Annotated in this window: 22 protein-coding genes and 2 tRNA genes; 19 read left to right on the forward strand and 5 right to left on the reverse strand. The window is 69.4% G+C overall.

Features of this window, described 5'->3' with window-relative positions:
* Nucleotides 1-23 precede the first annotated feature (23 nt).
* The 14 genes from sdhA to rsmI all read left to right on the forward strand — a co-directional run bounded on the left by sdhA (nucleotide 24) and on the right by rsmI (nucleotide 12,641).
* Nucleotides 24-1,901 (forward strand): succinate dehydrogenase flavoprotein subunit, encoded by a 1,878-nt coding sequence (gene sdhA, locus MYMAC_RS17555; RefSeq protein WP_095958903.1) that lies wholly within the window; start codon nucleotides 24-26, stop codon nucleotides 1,899-1,901.
* A gap of 44 nt (nucleotides 1,902-1,945) precedes the next feature.
* Complete coding sequence (gene sdhB, locus MYMAC_RS17560; RefSeq protein ID WP_013940139.1) at nucleotides 1,946-2,755, forward strand: succinate dehydrogenase iron-sulfur subunit; 810 nt, start codon at nucleotides 1,946-1,948, stop codon at nucleotides 2,753-2,755.
* 285 nt (nucleotides 2,756-3,040) lie between these two features.
* The gene (sucC, locus tag MYMAC_RS17565) at nucleotides 3,041-4,201 is read left to right on the forward strand and encodes an ADP-forming succinate--CoA ligase subunit beta (RefSeq protein ID WP_013940140.1); all 1,161 of its coding nucleotides are present in this window, start codon (nucleotides 3,041-3,043) and stop codon (nucleotides 4,199-4,201) included.
* A 30-nt stretch (nucleotides 4,202-4,231) separates the two neighbouring features.
* Entirely contained in the window at nucleotides 4,232-5,131 is a 900-nt protein-coding gene (gene sucD / locus MYMAC_RS17570; protein ID WP_095958904.1) for a succinate--CoA ligase subunit alpha, read from the forward strand.
* Nucleotides 5,132-5,164: 33 nt separating this feature from the next.
* The gene (gene ndk / locus MYMAC_RS17575) at nucleotides 5,165-5,602 is read left to right on the forward strand and encodes a nucleoside-diphosphate kinase (RefSeq protein WP_095958905.1); all 438 of its coding nucleotides are present in this window, start codon (nucleotides 5,165-5,167) and stop codon (nucleotides 5,600-5,602) included.
* 196 nt (nucleotides 5,603-5,798) lie between these two features.
* Nucleotides 5,799-6,935: a dual-specificity RNA methyltransferase RlmN gene (gene rlmN, locus MYMAC_RS17580; RefSeq protein WP_095958906.1), complete on the forward strand. Its 1,137-nt coding sequence runs from the start codon at nucleotides 5,799-5,801 to the stop codon at nucleotides 6,933-6,935.
* A gap of 90 nt (nucleotides 6,936-7,025) precedes the next feature.
* Entirely contained in the window at nucleotides 7,026-7,286 is a 261-nt protein-coding gene (rpsP, locus tag MYMAC_RS17585) for a 30S ribosomal protein S16 (RefSeq protein WP_002640623.1), read from the forward strand.
* A gap of 11 nt (nucleotides 7,287-7,297) precedes the next feature.
* Nucleotides 7,298-7,582 carry a KH domain-containing protein gene (locus MYMAC_RS17590; protein ID WP_013940143.1) on the forward strand — a complete coding sequence of 95 codons (285 nt, stop codon included), beginning with the start codon at nucleotides 7,298-7,300 and terminating at the stop codon, nucleotides 7,580-7,582.
* A complete protein-coding gene (rimM, locus tag MYMAC_RS17595) occupies nucleotides 7,579-8,142 on the forward strand; it encodes a ribosome maturation factor RimM (RefSeq protein WP_013940144.1) in 564 nt (187 codons plus the stop codon). The genes MYMAC_RS17590 and rimM overlap by 4 nt, the downstream gene beginning before the upstream one ends.
* Nucleotides 8,139-8,882, forward strand: a complete 744-nt coding sequence (trmD, locus tag MYMAC_RS17600; RefSeq protein WP_095958907.1) for a tRNA (guanosine(37)-N1)-methyltransferase TrmD — start codon at nucleotides 8,139-8,141, stop codon at nucleotides 8,880-8,882. Before rimM ends, trmD begins: the two co-directional genes overlap by 4 nt.
* A 118-nt stretch (nucleotides 8,883-9,000) precedes the next feature.
* Nucleotides 9,001-9,384, forward strand: a complete 384-nt coding sequence (gene rplS / locus MYMAC_RS17605; protein ID WP_013940146.1) for a 50S ribosomal protein L19 — start codon at nucleotides 9,001-9,003, stop codon at nucleotides 9,382-9,384.
* 81 nt (nucleotides 9,385-9,465) lie between these two features.
* Nucleotides 9,466-11,367, forward strand: coding sequence for an AAA family ATPase (locus tag MYMAC_RS17610; protein WP_095958908.1), 1,902 nt, complete (start codon nucleotides 9,466-9,468; stop codon nucleotides 11,365-11,367).
* A gap of 50 nt (nucleotides 11,368-11,417) precedes the next feature.
* Entirely contained in the window at nucleotides 11,418-11,798 is a 381-nt protein-coding gene (locus MYMAC_RS17615) for a YraN family protein (protein WP_095958909.1), read from the forward strand.
* Between the two features lie 12 nt (nucleotides 11,799-11,810).
* Nucleotides 11,811-12,641 (forward strand): 16S rRNA (cytidine(1402)-2'-O)-methyltransferase, encoded by an 831-nt coding sequence (gene rsmI / locus MYMAC_RS17620; protein WP_095958910.1) that lies wholly within the window; start codon nucleotides 11,811-11,813, stop codon nucleotides 12,639-12,641.
* Between the two features lie 37 nt (nucleotides 12,642-12,678).
* On the opposite strand, the gene MYMAC_RS17625 is transcribed toward rsmI, so the two are convergent.
* The 5 genes from MYMAC_RS17625 to encB all read right to left on the reverse strand — a co-directional run bounded on the left by MYMAC_RS17625 (nucleotide 12,679) and on the right by encB (nucleotide 18,006).
* Complete coding sequence (locus tag MYMAC_RS17625) at nucleotides 12,679-13,962, reverse strand: hypothetical protein (protein ID WP_095958911.1); 1,284 nt, start codon at nucleotides 13,960-13,962, stop codon at nucleotides 12,679-12,681.
* Nucleotides 13,963-14,061: 99 nt separating this feature from the next.
* Nucleotides 14,062-15,228 carry a M23 family metallopeptidase gene (locus MYMAC_RS17630; protein ID WP_095958912.1) on the reverse strand — a complete coding sequence of 389 codons (1,167 nt, stop codon included), beginning with the start codon at nucleotides 15,226-15,228 and terminating at the stop codon, nucleotides 14,062-14,064.
* Entirely contained in the window at nucleotides 15,176-16,600 is a 1,425-nt protein-coding gene (locus tag MYMAC_RS17635) for a sigma-54-dependent transcriptional regulator (RefSeq protein WP_095958913.1), read from the reverse strand. The genes MYMAC_RS17630 and MYMAC_RS17635 overlap by 53 nt, the downstream gene beginning before the upstream one ends.
* 21 nt (nucleotides 16,601-16,621) lie before the next feature.
* Entirely contained in the window at nucleotides 16,622-17,485 is an 864-nt protein-coding gene (gene encA, locus MYMAC_RS17640) for an encapsulin nanocompartment shell protein EncA (RefSeq protein ID WP_013940153.1), read from the reverse strand.
* Nucleotides 17,486-17,529: 44 nt separating this feature from the next.
* A complete protein-coding gene (gene encB, locus MYMAC_RS17645; RefSeq protein WP_170114743.1) occupies nucleotides 17,530-18,006 on the reverse strand; it encodes an encapsulin nanocompartment cargo protein EncB in 477 nt (158 codons plus the stop codon).
* Nucleotides 18,007-18,111: 105 nt separating this feature from the next.
* On the opposite strand from encB, the gene murJ reads away from it, so the two are divergent.
* From murJ to MYMAC_RS17670, 5 genes are all read left to right on the forward strand, one after another.
* The gene (murJ, locus tag MYMAC_RS17650) at nucleotides 18,112-19,809 is read left to right on the forward strand and encodes a murein biosynthesis integral membrane protein MurJ (protein ID WP_095958915.1); all 1,698 of its coding nucleotides are present in this window, start codon (nucleotides 18,112-18,114) and stop codon (nucleotides 19,807-19,809) included.
* Nucleotides 19,810-20,081: 272 nt separating this feature from the next.
* Entirely contained in the window at nucleotides 20,082-22,019 is a 1,938-nt protein-coding gene (locus MYMAC_RS17655; RefSeq protein WP_095961606.1) for a S1 RNA-binding domain-containing protein, read from the forward strand.
* A 101-nt stretch (nucleotides 22,020-22,120) separates the two neighbouring features.
* Nucleotides 22,121-22,194, forward strand: a tRNA-Met gene (locus tag MYMAC_RS17660).
* A 66-nt stretch (nucleotides 22,195-22,260) separates the two neighbouring features.
* Nucleotides 22,261-22,334 (forward strand) — tRNA-Met (locus tag MYMAC_RS17665).
* A gap of 219 nt (nucleotides 22,335-22,553) precedes the next feature.
* Nucleotides 22,554-23,498 (forward strand): aromatic alcohol reductase, encoded by a 945-nt coding sequence (locus MYMAC_RS17670; RefSeq protein WP_095961607.1) that lies wholly within the window; start codon nucleotides 22,554-22,556, stop codon nucleotides 23,496-23,498.
* The last annotated feature ends 309 nt before the right edge of the window (nucleotides 23,499-23,807 follow it).

Genomic DNA, 23,807 nt, shown 5'->3' on the forward strand with positions numbered 1-23,807 from the left:
GTTTGGCAGTCAAGGAGACGATGATGGCAGCAGCAGCGCGGTTCACGGTGGTGGGCGGCGGTCTCGCCGGGCTGATGACGACGATCAAGCTCGCGGAGGCGGGTCACCAGGTGGATGTGCTCTCGCTCGTCCCGGTGAAGCGTTCCCACTCCGTTTGTGCCCAGGGCGGCATCAATGGCGCGGTGAACACCAAGGGCGAGGGTGACCATCCGGACATCCACGTGAAGGACACGCTGCGCGGCGGCGACTTCTTGGCGGAGCAGGTGTCCGTGAAGGGCATGTGCTACGCCGCCCCGGGCATCATCTACCTGTTGGATCGCATGGGCGTGACGTTCAACCGCACGCCGGAAGGGCTGCTGGACTTCCGCCGCTTCGGCGGCACGCTGCACCACCGCACGGCCTTCGCCGGCGCCACCACCGGCCAGCAGCTCCTCTACGCGCTGGACGAGCAGGTCCGCCGCTACGAGGCCGAGGGCAAGGTCACCAAGTACGAGTACTGGGAGTGGCTCGGCACGGTGAAGGACGACACCGGGCGCTGCATCGGCAGCGTGGCGGTGGACCTGCGCACCATGGAGATCCGCACCTTCCCGGCCGAGGCCGTCTGCCTGGCCACGGGTGGCCCGGGCATCGTCTTCGGGCGCTCCACCAACTCCATCATCAACACCGGCACCGCCGCGGGCCGCGCCTACATGGAGGGCGCGAACTACGCCAACGGCGAGTTCATCCAGGTGCACCCGACGTCTATCCCGGGCGAGGACAAGCTGCGCCTGATGAGCGAGTCGGTGCGCGGCGAGGGCGGCCGCGTCTGGGTGCCCCGCAAGAAGGGCGACACCCGTCCTCCTCAGCAGATCCCGGAGGCGGAGCGCTGGTACTTCCTGGAGGAGAAGTACCCCAAGTACAAGAACCTGGTGCCCCGCGACGTGGCCACCCGCGAGATCTTCATGGTCTGCCGCGAGCTGGGCATGGGCATTGGCGGCCGGGACGGCGTGTACCTGGACGTGACGCACATCCCCGCGCCGGTGCTGGACGCCAAGATCAAGGGCGTCATGGAGATCTACGAGAAGTTCGTCGGTGACGACCCGCGCAAGGTGCCCATGGTCATCTTCCCGGGCATGCACTACTCCATGGGCGGCCTGTACGTGAACTTCGAGGCCGACCCGAAGACGATGACGCCGGCCGAGGGCAGCCCGAAGAACCAGTCCACCACCATCCCCGGCCTCTACGCCGCGGGCGAGGCGGACTACGCCTTCCACGGCGCGAACCGCCTGGGCGCCAACTCGCTGCTGTCCTGCATCTACTCCGGCATGATCGGCGGCCCGGCCATGGCGTCCTTCGCCAAGAGCCAGACGACCAGCGCGGCGGCCATGCCGGAGAAGCACTTCCAGGCGGCGCAGAAGTACTGGCAGGACCGCTTCGCCACGATGATCAAGATGAGCGGCACGGAGAATCCGTACGGGCTCGCCAAGGAGCTGGGCGACACCATGACGGAGAACTGCACCGTCGTCCGCTACAACGACCGCCTGAAGAAGACGGTGGAGAAGATCCGCGAGCTGAAGGAGCGCTGGAAGAACGTCAACGTGCTGGACACGGGCAACGTGGCCAACCGCGCGCTGTCGTACACCAACCAGCTCTGGAACATGTTCGAGCTGGGCGAGGTCATCGCCACCAGCGCGCTGCTCCGCGACGAGAGCCGCGGCGCGCACTACAAGCCGGACTTCTCGCTGCCCGAGCCGAAGACGAAGGACCCGACGCAGGACCCGGATTGGATGAGCCTGTGGCGCGCGCGCCACGAGAAGTGGGCCAAGACGACCATCGCGACGTACAGCGAGGCCGGTCCGCAGATCCACTACCAGGACATCCCCACGCCCGTGCTGGACCCCGAGCCGCGCTGGTACGCCTGAGACGGGAACCACTCAACTGATTTGGAAGTGAAGGGTCGAGCCACATGGACACTGCACAGGCATCCGCTGTCACCAACAAGACCGTCACCTTCCGCATCTGGCGGCAGGATGATCCCGCGAAGCCAGGCCACTTCGATGAGTTCAAGCTCCCTTATGTGAAGGGCGCCAACGTCATCTCGTGCCTGATGGAGATTCAGCGCAACCCCGTCACCGTGGAGGGCAAGAAGGTGGCCCCGGTGATCTGGGACGCCGCCTGCCTCGAGGAGGTCTGCGGCAGCTGCGCCATGAACATCAACGGCCGCGTGCGCATGGCCTGCTCGGCGCTGATCGACAAGCTGGAGCAGCCGATCACGCTGGAGCCCATGAGCAAGTTCCCCGTGGTGCGTGACCTCACGGTGAACCGCGACCGCATGTTCGACGCGCTCAAGCGCATCAAGGGCTGGGTGCCCGTCGACGGGACGCACAACCTGGGCCCCGGCCCCCGCCAGTCTCCCGGAGATCAGTCCGTGATGTACGTGCTGTCCACGTGCATCACCTGCGGAAGCTGCCTGGAGGCCTGCCCCCAGGTGACGCAGGAGAACGACTTCGTGGGCGCCGCGGCCATCAGCCAGGCCCGCCTGTTCAACATGAACCCCACGGGCAAGATGAACGCCGAGGAGCGCGTGCGCTCGCTCATGGGGCCCGGCGGCGTGCAGGACTGCGGCAAGGCGCAGAACTGCGTGAAGGTCTGCCCGAAGGAGATCCCGCTCGTCACGTCCATCGCGGTGATGAACCGCGAGGTGACCAAGCTCACCATCAAGGACATCTTCTTCGCCGCCGAGGAGAAGCACGGCCACGGCGGGGGCCCGGGGTAGGGCGCTCGCTCGAGCGTCCCCGGCGATGTCCGGCTTCGAGCGGCCCCGGGCCGGCGTCCCACGAGACGCCGGGCGGGGCCGTTGCCGTTTGGATGTCCCTGGAGTGTTCCGCCGTGAAGGCAGCCTCATCTTCGCGGACATCCCTGATTATCTGCCATGACCCCTGTCGGACGATGCAGGTGTACCGGGGTCAAACGGTCTTGCACTCCGTCCTTTTCTGCGCAATGAGGGCCCGGCGCTGACGCCTCTGTTCAGGCTGTCTCCCTCGTCTCCACCGGAGCCTCGATGAAGATCCACGAGTACCAGGGCAAGGAAATCTTCCGGAAGTACGGCGTGCCCACGCCGAAGGGCATCCTCGCTCTTTCCGCCAATGAAGCGGAGGCCGCGGCGAAGGAGCTCGGCACTTCCGTGGTCGTCGTGAAGGCCCAGATCCACGCAGGTGGCCGCGGCAAGGGCGGCGGCGTGAAGCTGGCCAAGAGCCCCGCCGAGGCCAAGGAGCTGGCCAAGCAGATGCTGGGCATGAAGCTCAAGACGATCCAGACCGGGCCGGAAGGCCAGACGGTCCACAAGGTCTACATCGAAGAAGGTCTCGCCATTGGCCAGGAGCTGTACCTGGGCGTGACGCTGGACCGCGCCACCAGCCGCATCACCTTCATGGCCTCCCGCGAGGGCGGCGTGGAGATTGAGGAAGTGGCGGAGAAGCACCCGGAGAAGATCCTCCGCGAGTCGGTGGACCCGGCCGTGGGCTTCCAGGACTTCCAGGGCCGCAAGCTGGCCTTCGGGCTGGGCCTGTCCGGCCCCACGGTGAACAAGTTCGCCCGGTTCTGCTCGGCGCTGTACCGGATGTTCATCGACACGGACGCCTCGCTCGTGGAGATCAACCCGCTGGTCATCCTGAAGGATGGCGGCGTGGTGGCGCTCGACGCGAAGGTGACCTTCGACGAGAACGCGCTCTACCGGCACAAGGACCTGCTGGAGTACCGCGACCTGGCCGAGGAGGAGCCGCGTGAGATCCAGGCCAAGGAGTGGGACCTGGCCTACATCGCGCTGGACGGCAACATCGGCTGCATGGTGAACGGCGCCGGCCTGGCCATGGCCACCATGGACACCATCAAGCTGGTGGGCGGCAGCCCGGCCAACTTCCTGGACGTGGGCGGCGGCGCCAACAAGGAGAAGGTCACCGCGGCCTTCAAGCTCATCCTGGCGGACCCGGCCGTGAAGGCGGTGCTGGTCAACATCTTCGGCGGCATCATGAAGTGCGACGTCATCGCCGAGGGCATCATCGCCGCGGCGAAGGAGGTCCAGCTCAAGGTCCCGCTCGTGGTCCGGCTGGAAGGCACCAACGTGGAGAAGGGCAAGGAGCTGCTGAGCAACTCCGGCCTCGCCATCACCCCGGCGGACAACCTGCGTCAGGCGGCGGAGAAGGCCGTCGCCGCGGTGAAGTAGTCCCGCGCACTCTTTTCCGGAAAGAACGCCATGGCCATTCTCGTCAACGAAAACACGAAGGTCCTCTGCCAGGGCATCACGGGCTCGGCGGGTTCGTTCCACGCGAAGCAGATGCTCGAGTACGGCACGAAGCTCGTCGCCGGGGTGACTCCGGGCAAGGGCGGCACCACGTTCGAGGGCAAGGTCCCCGTGTTCAACACGGTGGCCGAGGCCGTGAAGGAGACGGGCGCGAACACGTCCGTCGTCTTCGTGCCGCCGCCCTTCGCCGCGGACTCCATCATGGAGGCCGCGGACGCGGGCGTGGCCCTCATCATCGTCATCACCGAGGGCATCCCGGTGAACGACATGGTGCGCGCCAAGCGCTACCTGCAGGACAAGCCGGGCGTCCGGCTGGTGGGCCCCAACTGTCCGGGCGTCATCACCCCCGGCGCGCTGTGCAAGATCGGCATCATGCCGGGCCACATCCACAAGCCGGGCCGCATCGGCGTGGTGTCCCGCTCCGGCACGCTGACCTACGAGGCCGTGCACCAGCTCACGCAGCTCGGCCTGGGCCAGTCCACCGCCGTGGGCATCGGCGGTGACCCGGTCAACGGCACGGACTTCGTGGACGTGCTGAAGCTCTTCAACGCGGACCCGGACACCGACGCCGTCATCATGATTGGCGAAATCGGCGGTGACGCGGAGGAGCGCGGCGCGGAGTACGTGGCGCGCGAGTTCACCAAGCCCATCGCCGGCTTCATCGCGGGCCAGTCCGCGCCCCCGGGCAAGCGCATGGGCCACGCCGGCGCCATCATCTCCGGCGGCAAGGGCACGGCGACGGAGAAGATCAAGGCCATGGAGGCCGCGGGCATCCTGATGTCCGCCAGCCCCGCCGAGCTGGGCACCACCCTTCAGGAGGCCCTCAAGCGGGGCGCTCCGAAGAAGCGCTAAACCCCAACGGAAACACCAGAAGGAGCCAGTCACATGGCGATTGAGCGTACGCTGTCCATCATCAAGCCGGACGGCCTGGAGAAGGGCGTCATCGGGAAGATCATCAGCCGCTTCGAGGAGAAGGGGCTGAAGCCGGTCGCCATCCGCCTGCAGCACCTGTCCCAGGCGCAGGCCGAGGGCTTCTACGCGGTCCACAAGTCCCGGCCCTTCTTCAAGGACCTGGTGCAGTTCATGATCTCCGGCCCGGTCGTCCTCATGGTGCTGGAGGGTGAGAACGCCGTCCTCGCCAACCGGGACATCATGGGCGCCACCAACCCCGCGCAGGCGGCCGAGGGCACCATCCGCAAGGACTTCGCCACCAGCATCGACAAGAACACGGTGCACGGCTCCGACAGCCTGGAGAACGCGAAGATCGAGATCGCGTACTTCTTCCGGGAGACGGAGATCCACTCCTACCCGTACCAGAAGTAGCCGGCCGGCCCCCCGCGGGGCCGCCGTTCCAGGCCCGGTGTCCGCGCTCCAGAAGGCGCGGGCCCGGGCCGCTGTTCTTCCAGGAGAAGCGAGCGGGAGTGTCCACGAGGCGGGCGGGGGAGCAGGGGCTCCTTTGACTTGCCGTGCCCAGGTGTGGGAAGGGACGCCCCTGGGCCCTCCGTTAAGCGCTACGACGATGTCAGAGACCTCCGCCACCTTGCTGCCAGTCACCGAGCCGCTGCCGGCTCCCGCGCCCGCCAGGCTGGTGGACGTGGCCAGCCTGTCGATGGAGGCGCTGGCGCGCTTCGTCACCGAGGAGCTGGGCGAGCGCGCCTTCCGCGCCCCGCAGATCTACCGCTGGCTGCACCAGCGCGGCGCCACCTCGTTCGACGAGATGACGGACCTGTCCAAGGCGCTGCGCGAGAAGCTCCGGACGAAGGCGGAGATCATCCCCCTGGTGAAGGACGTGGAGCTGCGCAGCTCCGACGGCACCATCAAGTACCGGTGGAAGACGCGGGACGGGCGCTACATCGAGTCCGTCTACATGCCCACCGAGGACCGCCGGACGCTGTGCGTGTCCACCCAGGTGGGCTGCGCCATGGCCTGCGGCTTCTGCATGACGGGCACCATGGGGCTCAAGCGCAACCTCACGCCCAGCGAGATCGTCGCCCAGGTCCACGCGGTGAACCGCGAGGTCCGCAAGAACGAGGGCCACGAGACGCTGCGCCCGCTCTCCAACCTGGTGTTCATGGGGATGGGGGAGCCGCTGCACAACTTCGAGAACCTCAAGACGGCGCTCGCCATCCTCCAGTCCCAGGACGGGCCGAACTTCAGCCACCGGCACATCACCGTCTCCACCGTGGGCCTGGTGCCGATGATTGAGCGCTTCGGCAAGGAGACGGACGTCAAGCTGGCCATCTCCCTCAACGCCAGCACCGACGAGCAGCGCAGCAAGACGATGCCCGTCAACCGGAAGTGGAACATCGCGGCCCTGCTGGACGCCTGCCGGAAGTTCCCGCTGCGTCAGGGCCGCCGCATCACCTTCGAGTACGTCCTCATCCAGGGCTTCAACGACGCGGACGAGGACGCGCACCGGCTCATCGACCTGCTCAAGGGCATCCCGGTGAAGGTGAACCTGATCCCCTACAATGAGAATCCCGGCCTGGGGTTCCACAGCACCGGCGAGGAGCGGGCGGAGCAGTTCCGCGCCATCCTCGCGGACGGCCATGTCGCCGCCTACATCCGCAGGAACCGGGGCCGGGACATCGCCGGCGCCTGCGGGCAGCTCGCCAATACCGGTGAGCAGCAAGCCGGGGCCGAGAGTCCGACATAAGGTCCCGAGCTTCCTTGACAATCCAGCGGGAGCGGCGTTAAGAGCGCCACCCCTTTCCTGAGACGTTTCCTGTTCGTTGGAGAGCATTCAATGGCCGTTGTCCTCCGTCTTGCCCGCGCGGGCGCCAAGAAGAAGCCGTACTACCACGTGGTCGCCACCGACTCCCGCAACCCCCGGGACGGCAAGTTCATCGAGGCCGTGGGCGCGTACGACCCGAACCTGGAGCCGCCGAAGGTGGAGTTCAACGAGGAGCGCCTCAACTACTGGCTGAAGACGGGCGCGACGCCGTCCGAGACGGTCGCTGACCTCATCAAGGTCGCCGGCAAGGCCAAGCCCGCTCCCGCGGTCTGAGCCACGCTCCGGTGGACGTGGAGCAGCTCATCACCTATCTGGCGCGGGCCCTGGTCGACCATCCTGACCAGGTCAGCCTGCGCATGTCCGAGGCGGAAGGGGCCCGGCTCTTCGAGCTGAAGGTCTCCGCCGAGGACGTCGGCAAGGTCATTGGCCGTGACGGGCGCACCGTGAATGCCCTCCGGACACTGCTCAACGCCGCCGCCCAGAAGTCCGGGCAGAAGGTCCGCCTGGAGATTCTCGACGACCGGCGCAACGCGGCAAGCGCACCGGCCGCGCCGGACACCGCGCAGTGACGGCCAGTCCCTACCTGGAGCTGGGGTACGTCTCGCGTGCCCACGGGCTGCGTGGCGAGGTGGCCATCCGCGCGTTGGATCCGGCGTCAGAGACGCTCGACACCGTGGACCGCATCTGGGTGCGGACGCGGGCCGGGGTGGAGCGCGAGCTCCGGCTGGAGGCGCTCCGGCCCACGCCCAAGGAGAACCTCGTGGTCCTCGAGGGCGTGGAGACGCGGAACGACGCGGAGGCGCTCGTGGGCGCCAAGGTGTTCGTCTTCCGCGAGGACCTGGAGCCCCCTGAAGAGGGGGAGTACTTCCAGGGCGACCTCGTGGGGCTGGAGGCGGTGGACGCCCAGGGGAACGCGCTGGGCCGGGTGGAGGAGATCTGGGCCACCGGCGAGGTGCCCAACCTGGTCATCCGCGCGGCGGGCCGTGAAGAGCTGGTGGTGCCCTTCGCGGACGAGTTCGTCCCCACGGTGGACCTCGCCGCGCGGCGCATCGTCATCCACCCGCCCGAGTACATCGAGGCGGGGCGCAAGGGCGCCGAGGCGGGTGGAGGCCCGGAGGACGCGGAATGAGCCCACCGTACCCGGTGGAGATCCTCACGCTGTTCCCCGGCATGGTGTCCGGCTACCTGGGCGCCAGCATCCTCGGAAAGGCCCAGGAGAAGGGCCTGCTGGCCACCACCCTCACCGACATCCGCGAGTTCGCCGAGGGCAAGCACCGCGTCACCGACGACGCGCCCTATGGCGGCGGCGCCGGCATGGTGATGAAGCCGGAGCCCCTGGTCGCCGCGATTGAAGCGGCGAAGGCACGGCACCCGGGCGCCCGGGTGCTGCTCATGAGCCCGCGGGGGCCCACCTTCACCCAGGCCACGGCCCGCGAGCTGGTGCGCCACGAGGCGGGGCTCATCCTCGTGTGTGGCCGCTACGAGGGCGTGGACGAGCGGGTGATGGCGCACCTCGACGGGGAGCTGTCCCTGGGCGACTTCGTCCTCACCGGCGGCGAGCTGGCCGCCATGACGGTGGTGGACGCCGTGGCGCGGCTGGTGCCCGGGGTGCTGGGCAACGTGGACTCGTCTGTCACGGAGAGCTTCGAGGAGGGCCTGCTGGAGCATCCCCAGTACACCCGCCCGCCCGTCTTCCGGGGCGCCGAGGTGCCGGCCGTCCTCCAGTCTGGCGACCATGCGCGGATCGCCCGCTGGCGCCGGTGGAAGGCGTTGGTGCTCACCCAGGAGCGCCGCCCGGACCTGTATGCCCGCCTGGAGTTGTCCAAGGCCGACCAGAAACTTCTGGCCCGGCGGGAGGAAGAGCTGTAACCCTGAGCGTTGCTAGCGGGTTGGATCATCAGGGCTTGTCCGACACCGCTCTCTCTGTTAGTACGGCCCGCTCTTTCACGCGACCATCGCGTCAGTTCAAGTTTTTCCGGAGTTCGTCATGCGCCACGCCGCCATTCAGCACATCGAGGCCAAGTTCCTGCGCCAGGATGTCACCACGTTCAACACTGGTGACTCCGTGCGCGTCCATTGGAAGGTCAAGGAGGGCGAGAAGGAGCGCGTGCAGGCGTTCGAGGGCATCGTCATCCGGAAGACGAAGGGCAACCACCGCGCCACCTTCACGGTGCGCAAGCTCTCCTTCGGCGTTGGCGTCGAGCGCGTGTTCCCGCTGCACAGCCCACGCTACGAGAAGATCGAGGTCCTGTCGCGCGGTGCCGTGAACCGCAAGCGCCTGTTCTACCTCCGCGCCCTCAAGGGCAAGGCGGCGCGCGTCGACACCATCGAAGAGCCGAAGCCCGCCAAGAAGGCCGCCGCGGCCTCCTGAGCGCTTCCCGCGCCTGGGCAGTGAAAAGGAGCGTCCAATCCAGGACGCTCCTTTTTTCATTCGCGCTAACATGCGCGGGCCATGCAATTCGCCGAAGTCGCCGTCCAGAACGTCCGCGGTTTCTCCCCCGCGGGGCGCTTTGCCCTCAAGGCGGGATACCTCGTCCTCAAGCCGCCCACGGCGGAGTCGAGCCCCCTGGCGGGTCTGTCCCTCGCGCTGCTCTTCGCGGATGGGCGCGGCAGTGACGCCAGCTTCGTCGCTCCCGGCGCCAGGTCCGGCAAGGCGGCGCTGACGTTCATCGGGGTGGATGGGGTGACGTACCGCGTGCTGCGCGAGCTGGGCGGCTCGGGGACGCTGCACCGGATGAATCCCTCCTCGCAGCAGCCGGAGCTCGTGTCGTCGGACGCGTCGGAGATCAGCCAGTTCCTCCGGGGGCAGGCGGGCCTTCCGCCGCGCACCACCTTCGAGCAGGTGTACTGCCTCCAGCTGGCGCAGCTCCCGTCGCGCCGCCCCAGGAAGCCGGCCGCCGCGGCGGCGAAGGTGGACCCGAAGACGTCGGGCCGGTACCCGTCGCTGGCGTCCGCCTCCACCGTGTTGCCCGCGGAGGACATCCCCGCCGCCGAGGCGAAGCTGCGCGCGTTGGAGCAGGAGCTGGCCGCCTCCACGGAGGTGGATGGGCTCCAGTTCAAGGCTGACGGGGTGGCCTCCCAGCTCTTCGACGCCGAGCAGAAGCTGAAGGGGACCGAGGGGCTCAAGGTGGCCATCGCCGAGGCGGAGGCCGCCTGGCGCGCGGCGCCGACGCCCGAGTCGCTGGGGCTGCCCCAGGACATCATGAACCGCGTGAAGCGCCACCCGAAGGTGCTTGCCCGGCGCGACGAGGCCCTGGCGCGCCTCCACGCGGACCGGGAGAACGAGGCGGAGGTGCGCCCCGCCTCGGTGGCGCCGCTGACGCAGAACAAGGGCTTCTGGGCCGGCCTGGGCGGGGGCGTGTTGTTCCTGGCGCTGGCCGTGGGCCTGGGCTTCGGCGTGGACCGCACCTTCCGCTACCTGGCGCTGCTGGACATCCCCGCGTTCGGCCTGGCTGCCTTCATGGCGCTTCGCTACGTGGAGGACCTCCAGAAGGCCACGCGGCATGGCAGCAAGGAGAACCGCTTCGACATCCGCGAGAAGAAGATCCTCGACGAGTACGAAGCCGAGGCGGCCCCGCTGCGCATGGCGCAGAAGGCGCTCGACGTGGAGGAGCTGGACGGCATCGCTCCGGCCCTGGAGCGCAAGGAGCTGCTGGGCGCGCGCGTGGCGGAGCTGCAGGACCAACTGCACACCCTGGAGTCGGACCCGGACTACCTCGCGGCCGCCACCCAGGTTCAGGCCTTGAAGGCGGAGGCGGAGGCGCTCAACGCCGAGCTGACGCAGAAGGGCACGTACGTCCGCGACGTCCGCGAGGTGGAGCGGGAGCTCGGCCGGGTGAAGGAGTCCATCGCCCTGGCCAAGGCGCCGCCCGCGCCGGCCCCACCCGGGCCGGATGGCTCCGTGCCCGTGGAGCCGCTGGAGGACCCCTCGCCCGTGCTGCTGTCCCAGGCGGCGGATGTGTTCACCACCGACGTGCTGTCCGTGCAGGGGATGCTCAAGGAGCGGTGCGTCCAGTACCTCACCGCGCTGACGGACCGGCGCTACCAGGGCATCGAGTGGGACCGCGAGGGCAAGGCCTTCGCGCTGGTCTCAGGGCGCCGGGTGCCCGTGGGCGAGCTCCCCGCGAAGGACCTGGACCTGTACTACCTGGCCCTTCGGTTGACGGTGGTGGAGAAGGCGAGCGCCCGGGTGAAGCGCCCCTTCCTGCTGGAGGACGTCTTCACGGGGATGGAGGAGGTGAAGCTGCCCCTCATCGCCCGGATGCTGAAGCACCTGGGCACGCTGACGCAGGTGCTCCACGTGACGTCGCACCCGGGCTTCGCGCAGATGTCGGACGGCCCCGTTAACGTCTGAGGCGACGTGGCGGGTTGCCTCCATCCGGAGGGCCGCCAGGGGAGGGGTGGATGCGAGGGGCGGCGCCGGGTGAGCGGCGGGAAATCGGGAATGCGGCGGAGGACGCGGCGGTGCGCTTCCTGGAGGCGCAGGGCTGGCGGGTGCGGGATCGCAACTGGACCTGCCGCTTCGGGGAGCTGGACGTGGTCGCCGAGCGTGGGGACCTGGTGTGCTTCGTGGAGGTGCGGATGCGCTCCACGGCCACCTGGGGAGACCCTTCGCACAGCGTGTCCTTCGCGAAGCAGCGCCGGGTGGTGAAGGCGGCGCTGCGCTACCTGTTCGCGCATGACCTGCGCGGGCGGATGCTTCGTTTCGATGTGATTTCGGTGGTGGGGCGCGGGGAGCGCGCCACCGTGGAGCACATCCCTGGCGCCTTCGACGCCGGGATGTGAGAGGACGACGCCATGGCTGGAACGCTCTACCTGGTGGCGACGCCCATCGGGAACCTGGGGGACGTCACGTCGCGGGCGCTGGAGACGCTGCGCTCGGTGCGCTTCATCGCGTGCGAGGACACGCGGCACTCGCGGGTGCTGCTCGACCACTTCGGGATTGGAGGGAAGGACCTGGTGAGCCTGCCCGCCTTCGCGGAGGGACAGCGCGCGGGCCGCATCCTGGACCGGATGGGGGAGGGCGAGGACTGCGCGCTCGTCACGGACGCGGGCAGCCCCGCCATCAGTGACCCGGGAGAGAAGCTGGTGGCCGAGGCGCTGGAGCGCGGCTTCACGGTGGTGCCGGTGCCGGGGCCCACGGCCCTGGTGGCCGCGCTGAGCGCCTCCGGGCTGCCCACGGGCCGCTTCCACTTCCTGGGCTTCCTCCCGCGAAAGGGCGCCGAGCGCCGGGCCATGCTGGAGGAGGTGGCGCAGCTCTCGGCCACCCTGGTGCTTTATGAGTCCCCGCGTCGTCTGTCGGAGACGCTGCCGGACTTGCTGGACGCCTGGGGCAACCGGCGGGCCTGCGTGGCGCGCGAGCTGACGAAGCTGCACGAGGAGTTCGCCCGCGGCACCCTGTCCGAGCTGGCGGAGCGCTACGCGGCGGAGGCGGCGCGAGGCGAGGTGGTGGTGCTGGTGGAGGGCCGCACCGGAGAGACGCGCTGGTCCGAGGAGGAGCTGCGAAAGGCCCTGGAGGAGGGCCTGTCGCGCGGCGAGAAGCTCAAGGCGCTGAGCACCGAGCTGGCCCGCCGCGCGGGCTGGGCCGGGCAGGACGTCTACCGGCTGGGCCTGTCGTTGAAGCGATGAGTCCCGGGGGCGCCGCCGCCGGCGCCCCCGTCAGGCGCTAGAAGCTGAACGTGGCGCTCAGGTCGAAGCGGAAGGTGGTGCTCTCCATCGCGAGGAAGCGGCGGGACACCAGGTCGTAGCGCCAGTCGAAGTTGGGGTTCAGCTCGGGCGAGCCAGGCTGCAGGTCCACCTCACCGTTGCCGTCGACATCCTGACCCAGGTCCTCGGCGGTGAGGGCGCGGTTGGTGTTGTAGAGGAAGGTCCCGGACGCGCGAATCTGGAAGGCCTTCGACGCGTTGGCGGTGATGCCCAGCATGCCGCCCACCTGGAAGTAGTCGTCGGAGGTGAGCAGCTTGCGCAGGGCGGCGCTCAGCTCGTTGTAGTAGCGGCCACTGCCCACGTAGTTGCCGATGCCCCGCACGTCCAGGGCGAAGCGCTGGGACTTCGCCGGCCGGTTGAAGGGCACCAACTCCACGCCGAAGAGCATGCCCGCCTGGTGGGGGGCGTTGATGCCCGTCTCCTTGCGGTCCCACGGCCCCGTGTTGCAGTTGCCCGGCTGGCCCAGGTTGCTCGGGTGGGTGCAGTTGGAATAGGCGCCAGGGCCGCGCACGGGGATGGTGTAGTGGGCCTTGAAGTAGGGCTCCGCCGCGCCCATGCGGCGCGAGAAGGCCGTGTAGAGCTGGTACTTGTGGACGCGGTCACCGATGTTGCCGCGGCTGTCCGAGTTCGTGGTGTCCGCGGACGGGTCGCGCAGCTTCGCCGTGGGGGCCTCGTACTCCAGGCCGACAATCCACGTGGGCTTCGTCTCGTCCTTCTCCTGGTTGAAGAAGGCGTACGCCAGGCCAAAGCGCATGTTGCCCAGGCCGCCGCGGAAGCTCTCCTGCGGCACGTCGAACAGGGCGGAGGGCGGCGCCGTGCCATCCAGGCAGCCGGAGATGACGGAGCCGTCCGCGTTCACGCAGTTGTTGGTGATGGTGGACGACTCAGGCGACGAGTTGGACGTGAAGTCCCAGCGCTCGTTCTGCGAGAAGACGATGGGCAGGGCGAAGGAGAACTCCAGGTCCCTGTAGAGGCCGACGGACAGCTCCAGGTTGAGCCGGGCGTCCACGCCCTTGTACCAGAGCTCCGACGCGTCCACGCGGCCACCGGGTTGTCCGGTGGGGGCGAGCTGCTCGCGGACGATCTTCGCGCGGTTCTGGGTGCGCTCGAAGCCGACGTCGATGAAGAGGTCGAACGGGTCGTCCTCCTCGAGCGACGACGCAATCCGGGTGATGTCCGCCGCGCTGGCGGCGAACGGCGCGCCCAGTGTCAGCGCTGCAAGTACGACGCGAAGCCTGTGCATCCGACCTCCGACGACGGCGAAACTTCCGGGCCTTCCGGCAAGCCCGGGGGGCTTCCAGCTAGCCGCTCCGTCGAAGGAGTGTCAAGAAACGGGTGGCTTTTACTTGCCGGCGACCACGGCCGCGCTCAGCAGCCCGTCCATGCGGCGCATCTCCGCCTCGAAACCGGGCCGGTGCTGGGAGGCCAGGGAGCGGCGGTACGTCTTGTGCTGCTCGTAGGGGTCCAGCACCCGGTCATTCTGGGTCATGAGCTGGTAGTGCAGGTGAGGGGCGAAGCTGCGGCCCGTGTTGCCGCTCCGGGCGATGACCTGACCCACGGAGAAGCGGGAGCCCGGCTTGACGCTCTTGTCCACCTCATCCAGGTGGAGGAACAGCGCGCGCCGGCCCTTGCCGCCGGACTCCACCAGCTCGATGCAGTTGCCGTTGCTGCCGAAGTTCCAGTTCTTGCGCTTCACCACGCCGTTGAAGGGGGCCTTGATGGGCGTCCCCACCGGGGTGCGGAAGTCCACGCCCTTGTGCCGGCGGCCATCCCGGAGCAGGGAGGTCACCTGCTCGTAGTCGTCGATGGGGGAGCGCTCCAGGCGCAGCTCCAGCTCGTCGCCGCTGGACAGGTAGTAGCGGGCGTTGGGCTCGCCGTCGGGCTGGTAGCGGTACGCGCTGAGCGTCTTGCCCAGCTTGCCGCTGGTGAAGCGCACCGCGTGCACCAGGGGCTCCTCGTTGACGCGGCGCTCGAAGAGCACCTCCAGCGTGTCGTTGCGGAGGATTTCGCTCGGCACGGCCACCCACCACACCAGCGTGCGCGTCACCACCTGCGCCAGGGCCGGGCCCACGTCCGCGCCCGCGGCGCCGACCAGCGCCGTCTCCAGCGGGCCGGTGATGCTCACCGAGACGCGCTCCAGGCCCGCGGCCTTGACGGGGTCGGTGACGACGGGGGCCGGCGTGGGCGCCGCGGCGACCGCGCCCGCGTCCGGAGCGGCATTGAGCGTCTGCGCCGCGGCCTCTTCCGTGGCCTGCGCCATCCGCTGCTTCCACCACCACACGCCACCGGCGGCCCCGCCGAGGATGAGTGACACGGCGACCACCGGTCCGAAGGGGCTGCGCTTCGGAGGGGCACCGAGGGTGGGAAGGTTCGGCCGCATACAAGCTCCCTGAGTTGGAATGGGTGGGCGGGCCCGGAACCGACGCGCGCGAAGCGGAATTCCGCCTCGCCGCCGTCTATTCGTCCGGGCCGTCTTCCTGCCCGTCTGGGGTGGTGTCGCGCAAGCCAAACTCCTTCATCTTCGTCTGGAGTGACTTGCGGCTGATTTGAAGCAGGCGAGCGGCCCGGGTGACGTTGCCACCCGTCTCCTCGAGCTTCTTGACGATGAGGTCCCGCTCGAGCTCGGCGGCCTTCATCCGGACGATGTCCTTCAGGCCGACTTCACCCGTGGGGACGTCGAGCGAGGCCACCGCGCTGGCCAGGTTGGCGCCCGCCTGGACGCCCGCTCCCTGGCGGACGGGCTCCGGCAAGTCCCGGGCGGTGATGAGCGGGCCGTCCGCGAAGAGGAGGACGCGCTCGATGAGGTTCTCCAGCTCGCGGATGTTGCCCGGCCACGCGTAGCCCTGGAGCAGGGCCATGGCGTCCTCGGCGATGCCCTCAATCTTCTTGTTGAGGCGCCGGTTGTACTTCTCCACGAAGTGCCGGGCGAGCATCGGGATGTCGCTGCGGCGCTCGCGCAGGGCGGGCAGGGAGATGGGGACCACCGCCAGCCGGTAGTAGAGGTCCTTGCGGAAGCGGCCCGCTTCAATCTCCGCCTGGAGGTCGCGGTTGGTGGCGGCCACGAGGCGCACGTCCACGCGCGTCGTCTTGATGCCGCCCACGCGCTCGAACTCGCCTTCCTGGAGCGCGCGCAGCAGCTTCACCTGCATCTCCACCGGAATCTCGCCAATCTCGTCCAGGAAGAGGGTGCCCTCGTCGGCCAGCTCGAAGCGGCCGGGCTTGGACGTGACGGCGCCGGTGAAGGCGCCGCGCTCGTAGCCGAAGAGCTCGCTCTCCAGCAGCGTGTCGGGGATGGCGGCGCAGTTGATCTTGATGAACGGCTTGTCGCGGCGGCTGGAGGCCCCGTGCAGCGCGGTGGCGATGAGCTCCTTGCCGGTGCCGCTCTCCCCGGTGATGAGCACCGTGGACGGCGTGTCCGCCACCTTGTCGATGATCTTGTAGACCTCCTGGATGGTCGCCGAGTCACCGATGATGGCCGCGCGCGCCTTCACGTCCGGGCGGACGGAGCGGCGGGCGCTCTCGTTCGTCTTCGCCGCCTTGGCGACCACGGAGGACAGCTCCGCCTGGTCGAAGGGCTTGGTGATGTAGTCGAACGCGCCGGCCTTGATGGCGTCCACGGCGGAGTCCACCGTGCCGTGCGCGGTGATGATGATGACGGGGACGTCCGGGTTGGCGGCGCGGATGGTGCCGAGCACCTCCATGCCGCCCACCTTGGGCATCACCAGGTCCGTCACCACGATGTCCGCGCCGTTCTTGTGGAACTCGGCGAGCCCCTGCTCGCCGTTCTCCGCCACGGTGACGTCGAAGCCGTCCCGGCGCAGCATCGCGGCGAGCACCTTGCGGAGGTTCGCCTCGTCGTCGATGACCAGGACCTTGGCCATGGTGGAAGTCGCGGCCGCGGACTACCGGCGGTCCGTGGCCCCAGCGCCCTCCAGGGTGCAGATGGCGTCCGGGTGCTTGATGCGCAGCAGCAGCGCCTCCAGCACGCGGAACGGGTGGTTCATCCGCGAGGCGCCCAGGTACGCGGCCACCATGTCCATGGACACGGCGAGGTCCATGTTCTCCCGGCCGGTGGACACCACCACGCCGGAGTCCCCGCGCAGGCGGTTGGACTGGTAGACGCCGTCCGACGCGAGCTGCTTGATGGTCTCGATCTCCAGCACGCCCGTCTTCTCGTAGATGCGGTGGAGCTGCGAGTACAGGCGCGGCGACAAGACGACGGCGTAGGGGCCGAAGTGGCCCTGCTCGTTGAGCTTGCGCGTGGCCTCGACGATGGCCTGGAACCCGCCACCCGCCGCCGACCAGTCACCCAGCGCCACCGTGAGGCGGCCGTTGGCCGTCATCAGGCCCTCGTAGCCCAGGCGCGCGTCACCGTAGAAGATGAGCTCGTCTTCCTGCTGCGCGCACAGCGCGGCCGCGCCCGCCGCGGCGGACACGTCCAGCGGCATGTTGTGCGTGCGCGCGGCCTCGATGTCGCGCCAGTGCAGCAGGAAGTCCTTGTAGATGATGGGGATGGTCTTGAACTTGCGAGCGTCGGTGAAGACCATCGCGGTCTCCTGCTCGCCGACGATGTCCACCGCGCCGGGCGACACGCCCTGGAACTCGTCGTAGGGGACCGTCTGCACCCCGGCGCCCAGCGGCCCGTAGATGTCCAGGATGCGCCGGCCCACCAGCGAGCGCCGGGCCACCTGGATGACAGTCTCGTTCAGACGCGCCCACTCCTCCTCGCGGAGCGGGTTCTCGGCATGTCCAAGGAAGTCAGGCATGAAATGGGGCTCCAGGGGCGTCAACGTGGGAAGGGAAGAGGGCTTCAACGACCGCTACTGGAACCGCCACCACCGCGGCGCAGCGAACCCACGGTGAGCGGGTGCGACTCCACGGCGGGCGGCGGCGCGGGCAGGCCGTACACCAGCCGCTGTGGCGGCAGTGAGGTCGGCGGCTCGGACGGCAGGCGTCCGTTGCGGCCGTTGATGGAGAAGCCGGGGGCGTCCGGCGCGGGCACGTGGACCGTGGCGGGCGCGGGGGCCTCGGCGGCCTGGAAGTGGCCCGGGACGAAGGGCTTGTTGAAGTGGTCGTTCTGACCACTGTCCAACATGCGCAGCATGTGGACGGCCTCGGAGACGTGCTCCTTCTCCTCGGCGGCCAGGTGCTGGAAGAACGCGCGGACCTCCGGGTGGGAGGAGGCGCGGGCGTAGGCCTCGTATTCGTTGATGGTCTCCAACTCGCGTGCCAGTACGAGGCGGATGCGCGCCACGTCGTCCATGTCGCTGTCGGGAGGGCCGGCCATTGGACCGGAACCTCGCAATCTGGAGGGTTCGGCGTCAAGCGAAACAGCGGGCCGGGGTTTCGGGCTTCATGCCATCCAACGGCCCGCGTAGAGTCCGCCGCTCTCGTGACCACGTCCTCGCCTGAGTCTCCGCCCCCGCCGGTCGCGCCGGTCACGCCCCCCCGTCCCGAGCGCTCAGGTGGCGGCGCGGCGCTGGTGGCCGCCGGCATCCTCGCCTCCCGCCTCATGGGCCTGGTGCGCGAGCGCGTCTTCGCCCACTACCTGGGCAACGCGGAGGCCGCGGCCGTCTTCAAGGCGGCGCTGCGCATCCCCAACTTCCTCCAGAACCTGTTTGGAGAGGGCGTCCTCTCCGGCTCGTTCATTCCGGTGTACGCGCAGCTTTTGGGGCGCAAGGACACGGAGACGGCGGACCGGGTCGCGGGCGCGGTCTTCGGCATCCTGTCGCTGGCCACGGCGGTGGTGGTGGCGCTCGGCATGGTGTTCACCCCGTTCCTGGTGGACGCCATCGCCCCCGGCTTCCAGGGGCAGGAGCGGGTGCTGGCCATCCACCTGGTGCGCATCCTCTTCCCGGGCACGGGCATGCTGGTGTTGAGCGCCTGGTGCCTGGGCATCCTCAACAGCCACCGGCGCTTCCTGCTCTCCTACCTGGCGCCCGTCGTCTGGAACCTGGTCATCATCGTCGCGCTGGTGGCCGCGGGCGGGCGCTACGCCGAAGAGGCGCTGGTGGCGGTGCTGGCCCATGCCGTGGTGCTGGGCAGCTTCCTCCAGTTCGCGGTGCAGGTGCCTTCCGTCCTGAAGCTGCTCGGCCGCTTCCGCCCGTCGTTGTCGCTGGCGGCGGAGCCCGTGCGGCAGGTGCTGAGGAACTTCGGGCCGGTGGTGCTGGGCCGCGGCGTCGTCCAGTTCAGCGCGTGGGTGGACACCGCCTTCGCGTCGCTCATCTCCAACCGCGCGTTGTCCTCCTTGCTCTACGCGCAGACCCTCTACCTCATCCCGGTGAGCCTCTTCGGCATGGCGGTGTCCGCCGCGGAGCTGCCGGAGATGTCGCGCGCCACGGGGGAGGAGGCGGACGTGGCCGCGAAGCTGCGTCAGCGCATCGACGGGGGGGCCCGCCGCATCTGCTTCTGGGTCGTCCCTTCGGCGGCGGCCTTCCTGTTCCTGGGGGACATGGTGGCGGCGGCGCTGCTGCAGACAGGCCGCTTCGACGCGGCGGACTCGCGCTACCTCTGGTACCTGCTGATGGGCGCGGCGCTGGGGCTGGTGGCCTCCACGGTCGGCCGCCTCTACGCCTCCGCCTTCTACGCGCTGAAGGACCCGAAGACGCCGCTGCGCTTCGCGGTGGTGCGCGTGCTGGTGGGCACCCTGGGCGCCTGGGTGCTCGGCCTGCGGTTGCCGGACTGGCTCGGGCTGCCGCAGCACCTGGGCGCGGTGGGCCTCACGGTGGCCAGTGGACTGGTGGCCTGGCTGGAGTCGGGGCTGCTGCGCCGCAAGCTGGTGCGGCGGTTGGGGCCCGTCGGTGTGCCGCGGGGGTTGCTGCCTCGGCTGTGGGGCGCGGCGGTGGTGGCCGGACTGGCGGCGCTGGGCATCAAGTGGGGCCTCACGTCGTTGCTCGGCCCGATGCCCGGCGTGGCGGCGGAGTGGGGGGGGAGCCTGCTGGTGCCGCCGCGCCTGCACCCCGTCCTGGGCTTCGCGGCGGTGGCGCTGCCGTTCGGTGCCAGCTATTTCGCGGTGACGGCCGCGCTGGGCATCCCCGAGGCCTCAGCGGTGTTTCGCAAGGTGGGACGGAAGCTGCGTCTGGTGCGCTAAGTGCCCGGGATTGCTCGGCTCCTTGCCATGCGGCCCCAGCTGATGGGTGTTTCAACCAACGGTCCGGGGATGGCCTGACGCGCTGCCTCCGTTATGGACGGAGCGTTGGCTTGAACGGGGTGTGCGTCATCTGGCTTCCTCCCCACATGGCGCGCGTGTAGAGTGCGCCGCCTTTTTCACCGGGGCCCGGCTTCTCGGGAAGCCAGGGTCGAATTCGCTTCAGGAAGGTCTCGGCAGTGAGCGACGAGAAGAACGGTTCCAATTCTGGCGGGATGGGTCCCAAGAAGCCGAAGGCCACCTTCGGTGACGTGATGCTCGGCATCCCCTCCGGGGGAGCCCGCGGCGAGGGCGGCGGTCGGGGTGAACGTGGCGGTGGCCGGGGAGGCGAGCGCGGCGGCAGCGGCCGTGGCGAGCGCGAGGCCCAGCCGCGCCCCCCGGGTGGTGCGCCGCGTGATGACCGCGGACCCCGTGGAGGGGGCGAGCGCCGGGGCGGTGGTGAGCGCCGTCCGTCGGGCCCCATGGTCGTCGTGAAGCGGGCGTCGGGGACCATCGAGACGCGCGGCCCGGTGGGGGATGCTCCCGCCGAGGCGACCGCGACGGCCGAGGAGACCACCGCCGCCGCCGAGTCCTCCGCCGCGACGCCGGCCCCCGCGCCGCGCCCGGTGACGCCGACGCCAGCGCCGACCAGCGCGCTGTATGAGGAGGTCCCCGAGTCCCAGTCCTTCGCCGAGATGTTCGAGGCGCAGGCCAAGGACGGTGGCACCCCCAGCCGCAAGGGCCTGCGCGTGGGCGAGAAGGTCCGCGGCACCATCTTCCAGCTCGGCGCGGACACCGCGTTCGTGTCCGTGGAGGGCGCGGCCAAGAGCGAGGCGATGATCGAGCTTCGCGAGCTGAAGGACGACGAGGGCATCCTCCGCTTCGGCGTGGGTGACGTCATCGACGCGCACGTGGTGGAGGTGGGCGCCAAGGGCATCCAGCTCAGCCGCGCGCTGGCCAAGGGCAGCGCCAACCTGGCCCTGCTGGCCGAGGCCCGCGCCTCCGGCATGCCCGTCGAGGGCCTGGTGCTGAGCGTGAACAAGGGCGGTGTGGAGGTCGCCATCGGTGACATCCGCGCCTTCTGCCCCATCAGCCAATTGGACCTGCGCTACGTGGAGAAGCCGGACCAGTTCATCGGCGAGAAGCTCCAGTTCCGCGTGAGCGAGGTCCGCGAGCGCAACGTGGTGCTGTCGCGCCGCGCGCTGCTGGAGGACGAGCAGCGGCAGCTCGCCGCGGAGACGCGGAAGAACCTGGCCCAGGGCAAGATCGTCAAGGGCAAGGTCTCCGGCGTGCGCGACTTCGGCGTGTTCGTGGACCTGGGCGGCGTGGAGGGGATGATCCCCGTCTCCGAGCTTTCGTACACCCGCGTCGGTCACCCGAGCGACGTGGTGAAGGTCGGTGACGAGGTCGAGGTCGAGATCCTCCGCATGGAGGCCGGCCAGCCCAACTCGCCGGACAAGGCCAAGCAGAAGGAGCGCATCACGCTGTCCATGCGCTCGCGCCAGGAGGATCCGTTCCAGAAGGCGCTGTCCGAAATCAAGGAAGGCGACCGCCTTCAGGGCAAGGTCGTCCGCCTGCAGCAGTTCGGCGCCTTCGTGGAGCTGCGCCCGGGCGTGGACGGCCTGGTCCACATCTCCGCGCTCAGCGACCGCCGCGTCGCGCACCCGCGCGACGTGGTGAAGGAAGGGGAGCTCATCTGGGTGTCGGTGGAGAAGATCGACACGCAGGAGAAGCGCATCGGCCTGCGCCGCATCTCCGAGGAAGAGGCGCAGCGGCCTCCCGAGGAGCGCCCGGCGGCCGCCGCCGAGGCGGCTCCCGCTCAGTCGGCCGCGCCGCGTCCCAAGGTGGGGCAGGTCGTCATGGGCAAGGTGGACCGCATCGAGCCCTACGGCGTGTTCCTCGCGTTCCCGGGCGGCAAGGGCCTGCTGCCCGCGAGCGAGACGGGCACCGAGCGTGGCACCGACCTGCGCAAGCACTACTCGCTGGGCCAGGAGGTGAAGGTGGCCATCCTGGACATCGACGCGTCCGGGAAGATCCGCCTGTCCGTCACCGCCGCCATCCGCGCGGAGGAGCGGGCCGAGGTCGAGGCCTGGCAGAAGACGCAGCAGCCGCAGGGCGCGGGCAAGAAGGGCTTCGGCACCTTCGCGGATCTGCTCAACAAGGCGCGCAAGTAGTTCCCTGGCTCCAGCGCTGATTTCGCTGATGTGATCAGCGCTGGAGAAAGGTGTTGACGGTACAGGCGAGGGGCGGTACTTACCGCCTCGCCTCTCTCTGCCGCGGGGTGGAGCAGCCTGGTAGCTCGTCGGGCTCATAACCCGAAGGTCGCAGGTTCAAATCCTGCCCCCGCAACTCGTAGCACCTCGAAACCTGATTGGAATGATGATCAGGCTTCGAGGCGTTGAACCGAAAACATGACGCGGGGTGGAGCAGCCTGGTAGCTCGTCGGGCTCATAACCCGAAGGTCGCAGGTTCAAATCCTGCCCCCGCAACTCAGGTCGGCCCGGTCATTCTTCTGGAATGGCCGGGCCGATTTCTTTTGGGCGTCTCGACGCCGCGGGCGCATTCCACCCCGGCCGGACAGCGTCCAGGCGAGCGCCGGGTGTTCGCCAGCGAAGGCGGACCCGGCACCACGGTCCATCTTCCTCCTAGGGGATTGCCCCACGGTGATGCGCGCGGCTCTTGCCGCCGACAACGACGAGGAGGAGTCCATGGACACCGACATCACGCATGTCCTGCTGGTGGGAGGAACGGGGCGCTTCGGCGGCAGGCTGGCGTCGGCGCTGCTGGCGCGTCCGGGCATCCACCTGCACGTGTTGGTGCGTCCGGGCACGCACGGCGACGCGCTGGCGGGCCTGGCGGAGCATGGCGTGACGTGGGTGCGCGGGTCGCTGGATGACATGCGCTCGCTCGACTCGGCGCTGGAGGGCGTGGACGCGGTCGTCTCCGCGGTGGACGGCGCGCCGGAGGTGCGCGTGGAGGGCCAGCTCCGCTTGCTGGACTCCGCCCGGCGTCATGGCGTCATCCGCTTCATCCCGTCCGACTACTCGCTGGACTACGCGGACCCCGAGTCGGGCGGGGCCTTCATGGACGCGCACCGTCAGGTCGCGGACGCGGTGGTGCGCAGCGGCGTGCCGCACAGCTTCGTGCTGTGCGGCGCGTTCATGGAGACGGCGCTGTCGCCTCGAGCGCAGGTGTTCGACTTCGAGCGGGGTGTCGTCTCGTACTGGGGCACCGGCGATGAGCCTTTCGACGTCACCTCCATGGCGGACGCCGCGCGATGGGTGGCGGAGGTGGTGGTGGATCCACGCGCCACGGGACGCCGCCTGGAGTTCGTGGGAGACGTCGCGACGGTGAACGGGGTGGCGGCGCTCTACGAAGAGTTGACCGGTCATGTCCTGCGCCGCGTGTGCAAGGGCGGCGTGGAGGACCTGCGCCGGCAACTCGCGCGAGTGCGTCCGGAGGGTGTGACTGTTCAACAGCCGTCCGCGTCACTGGCCCTGCTCGCGCAGCTCGCGGGGAAGGGGCGGTTGCGCGAGCCCGCCAACGCCGAATACCCGCGCCTGCGCCCCGTGTCGGTGCGCGCCTTCCTCCAGTCGCGGTGGATGCTCCCTTCGGCCGCGTCAGCGGCGTTGCCCCTGGCGTCGCAGCCGTAGCCTCCTGTCAGGAGCCGCGCCATTCGTGCGGGGTGGCGGGGGAGAATCACCGGGGCACGGCCACGTCAGCGGCGCGGGCTCGGGTCGCACACCCGCGGCGCGCAGTCTGACGCGGGTGCGCATGGGCCATCACAGCAGCGCGGATGCCCCCACGGGCAGCCCTGTGTCGCGGTGGGTGCGCCTCCCCTGGGCGAGGTGCGCCGCGTCATGCACACTGGATCCTCTTCACCAGGGCTGTCGCGCGTCTGTGACTCAGGTGTCGTTCTACCCGGGTCAGCGGCGTCCTGGGGCTTCGCTGACGGGGCGCTC

It is taken from the genome of Corallococcus macrosporus DSM 14697 (genome assembly GCF_002305895.1).
GTDB lineage: Bacteria > Myxococcota > Myxococcia > Myxococcales > Myxococcaceae > Myxococcus > Myxococcus macrosporus.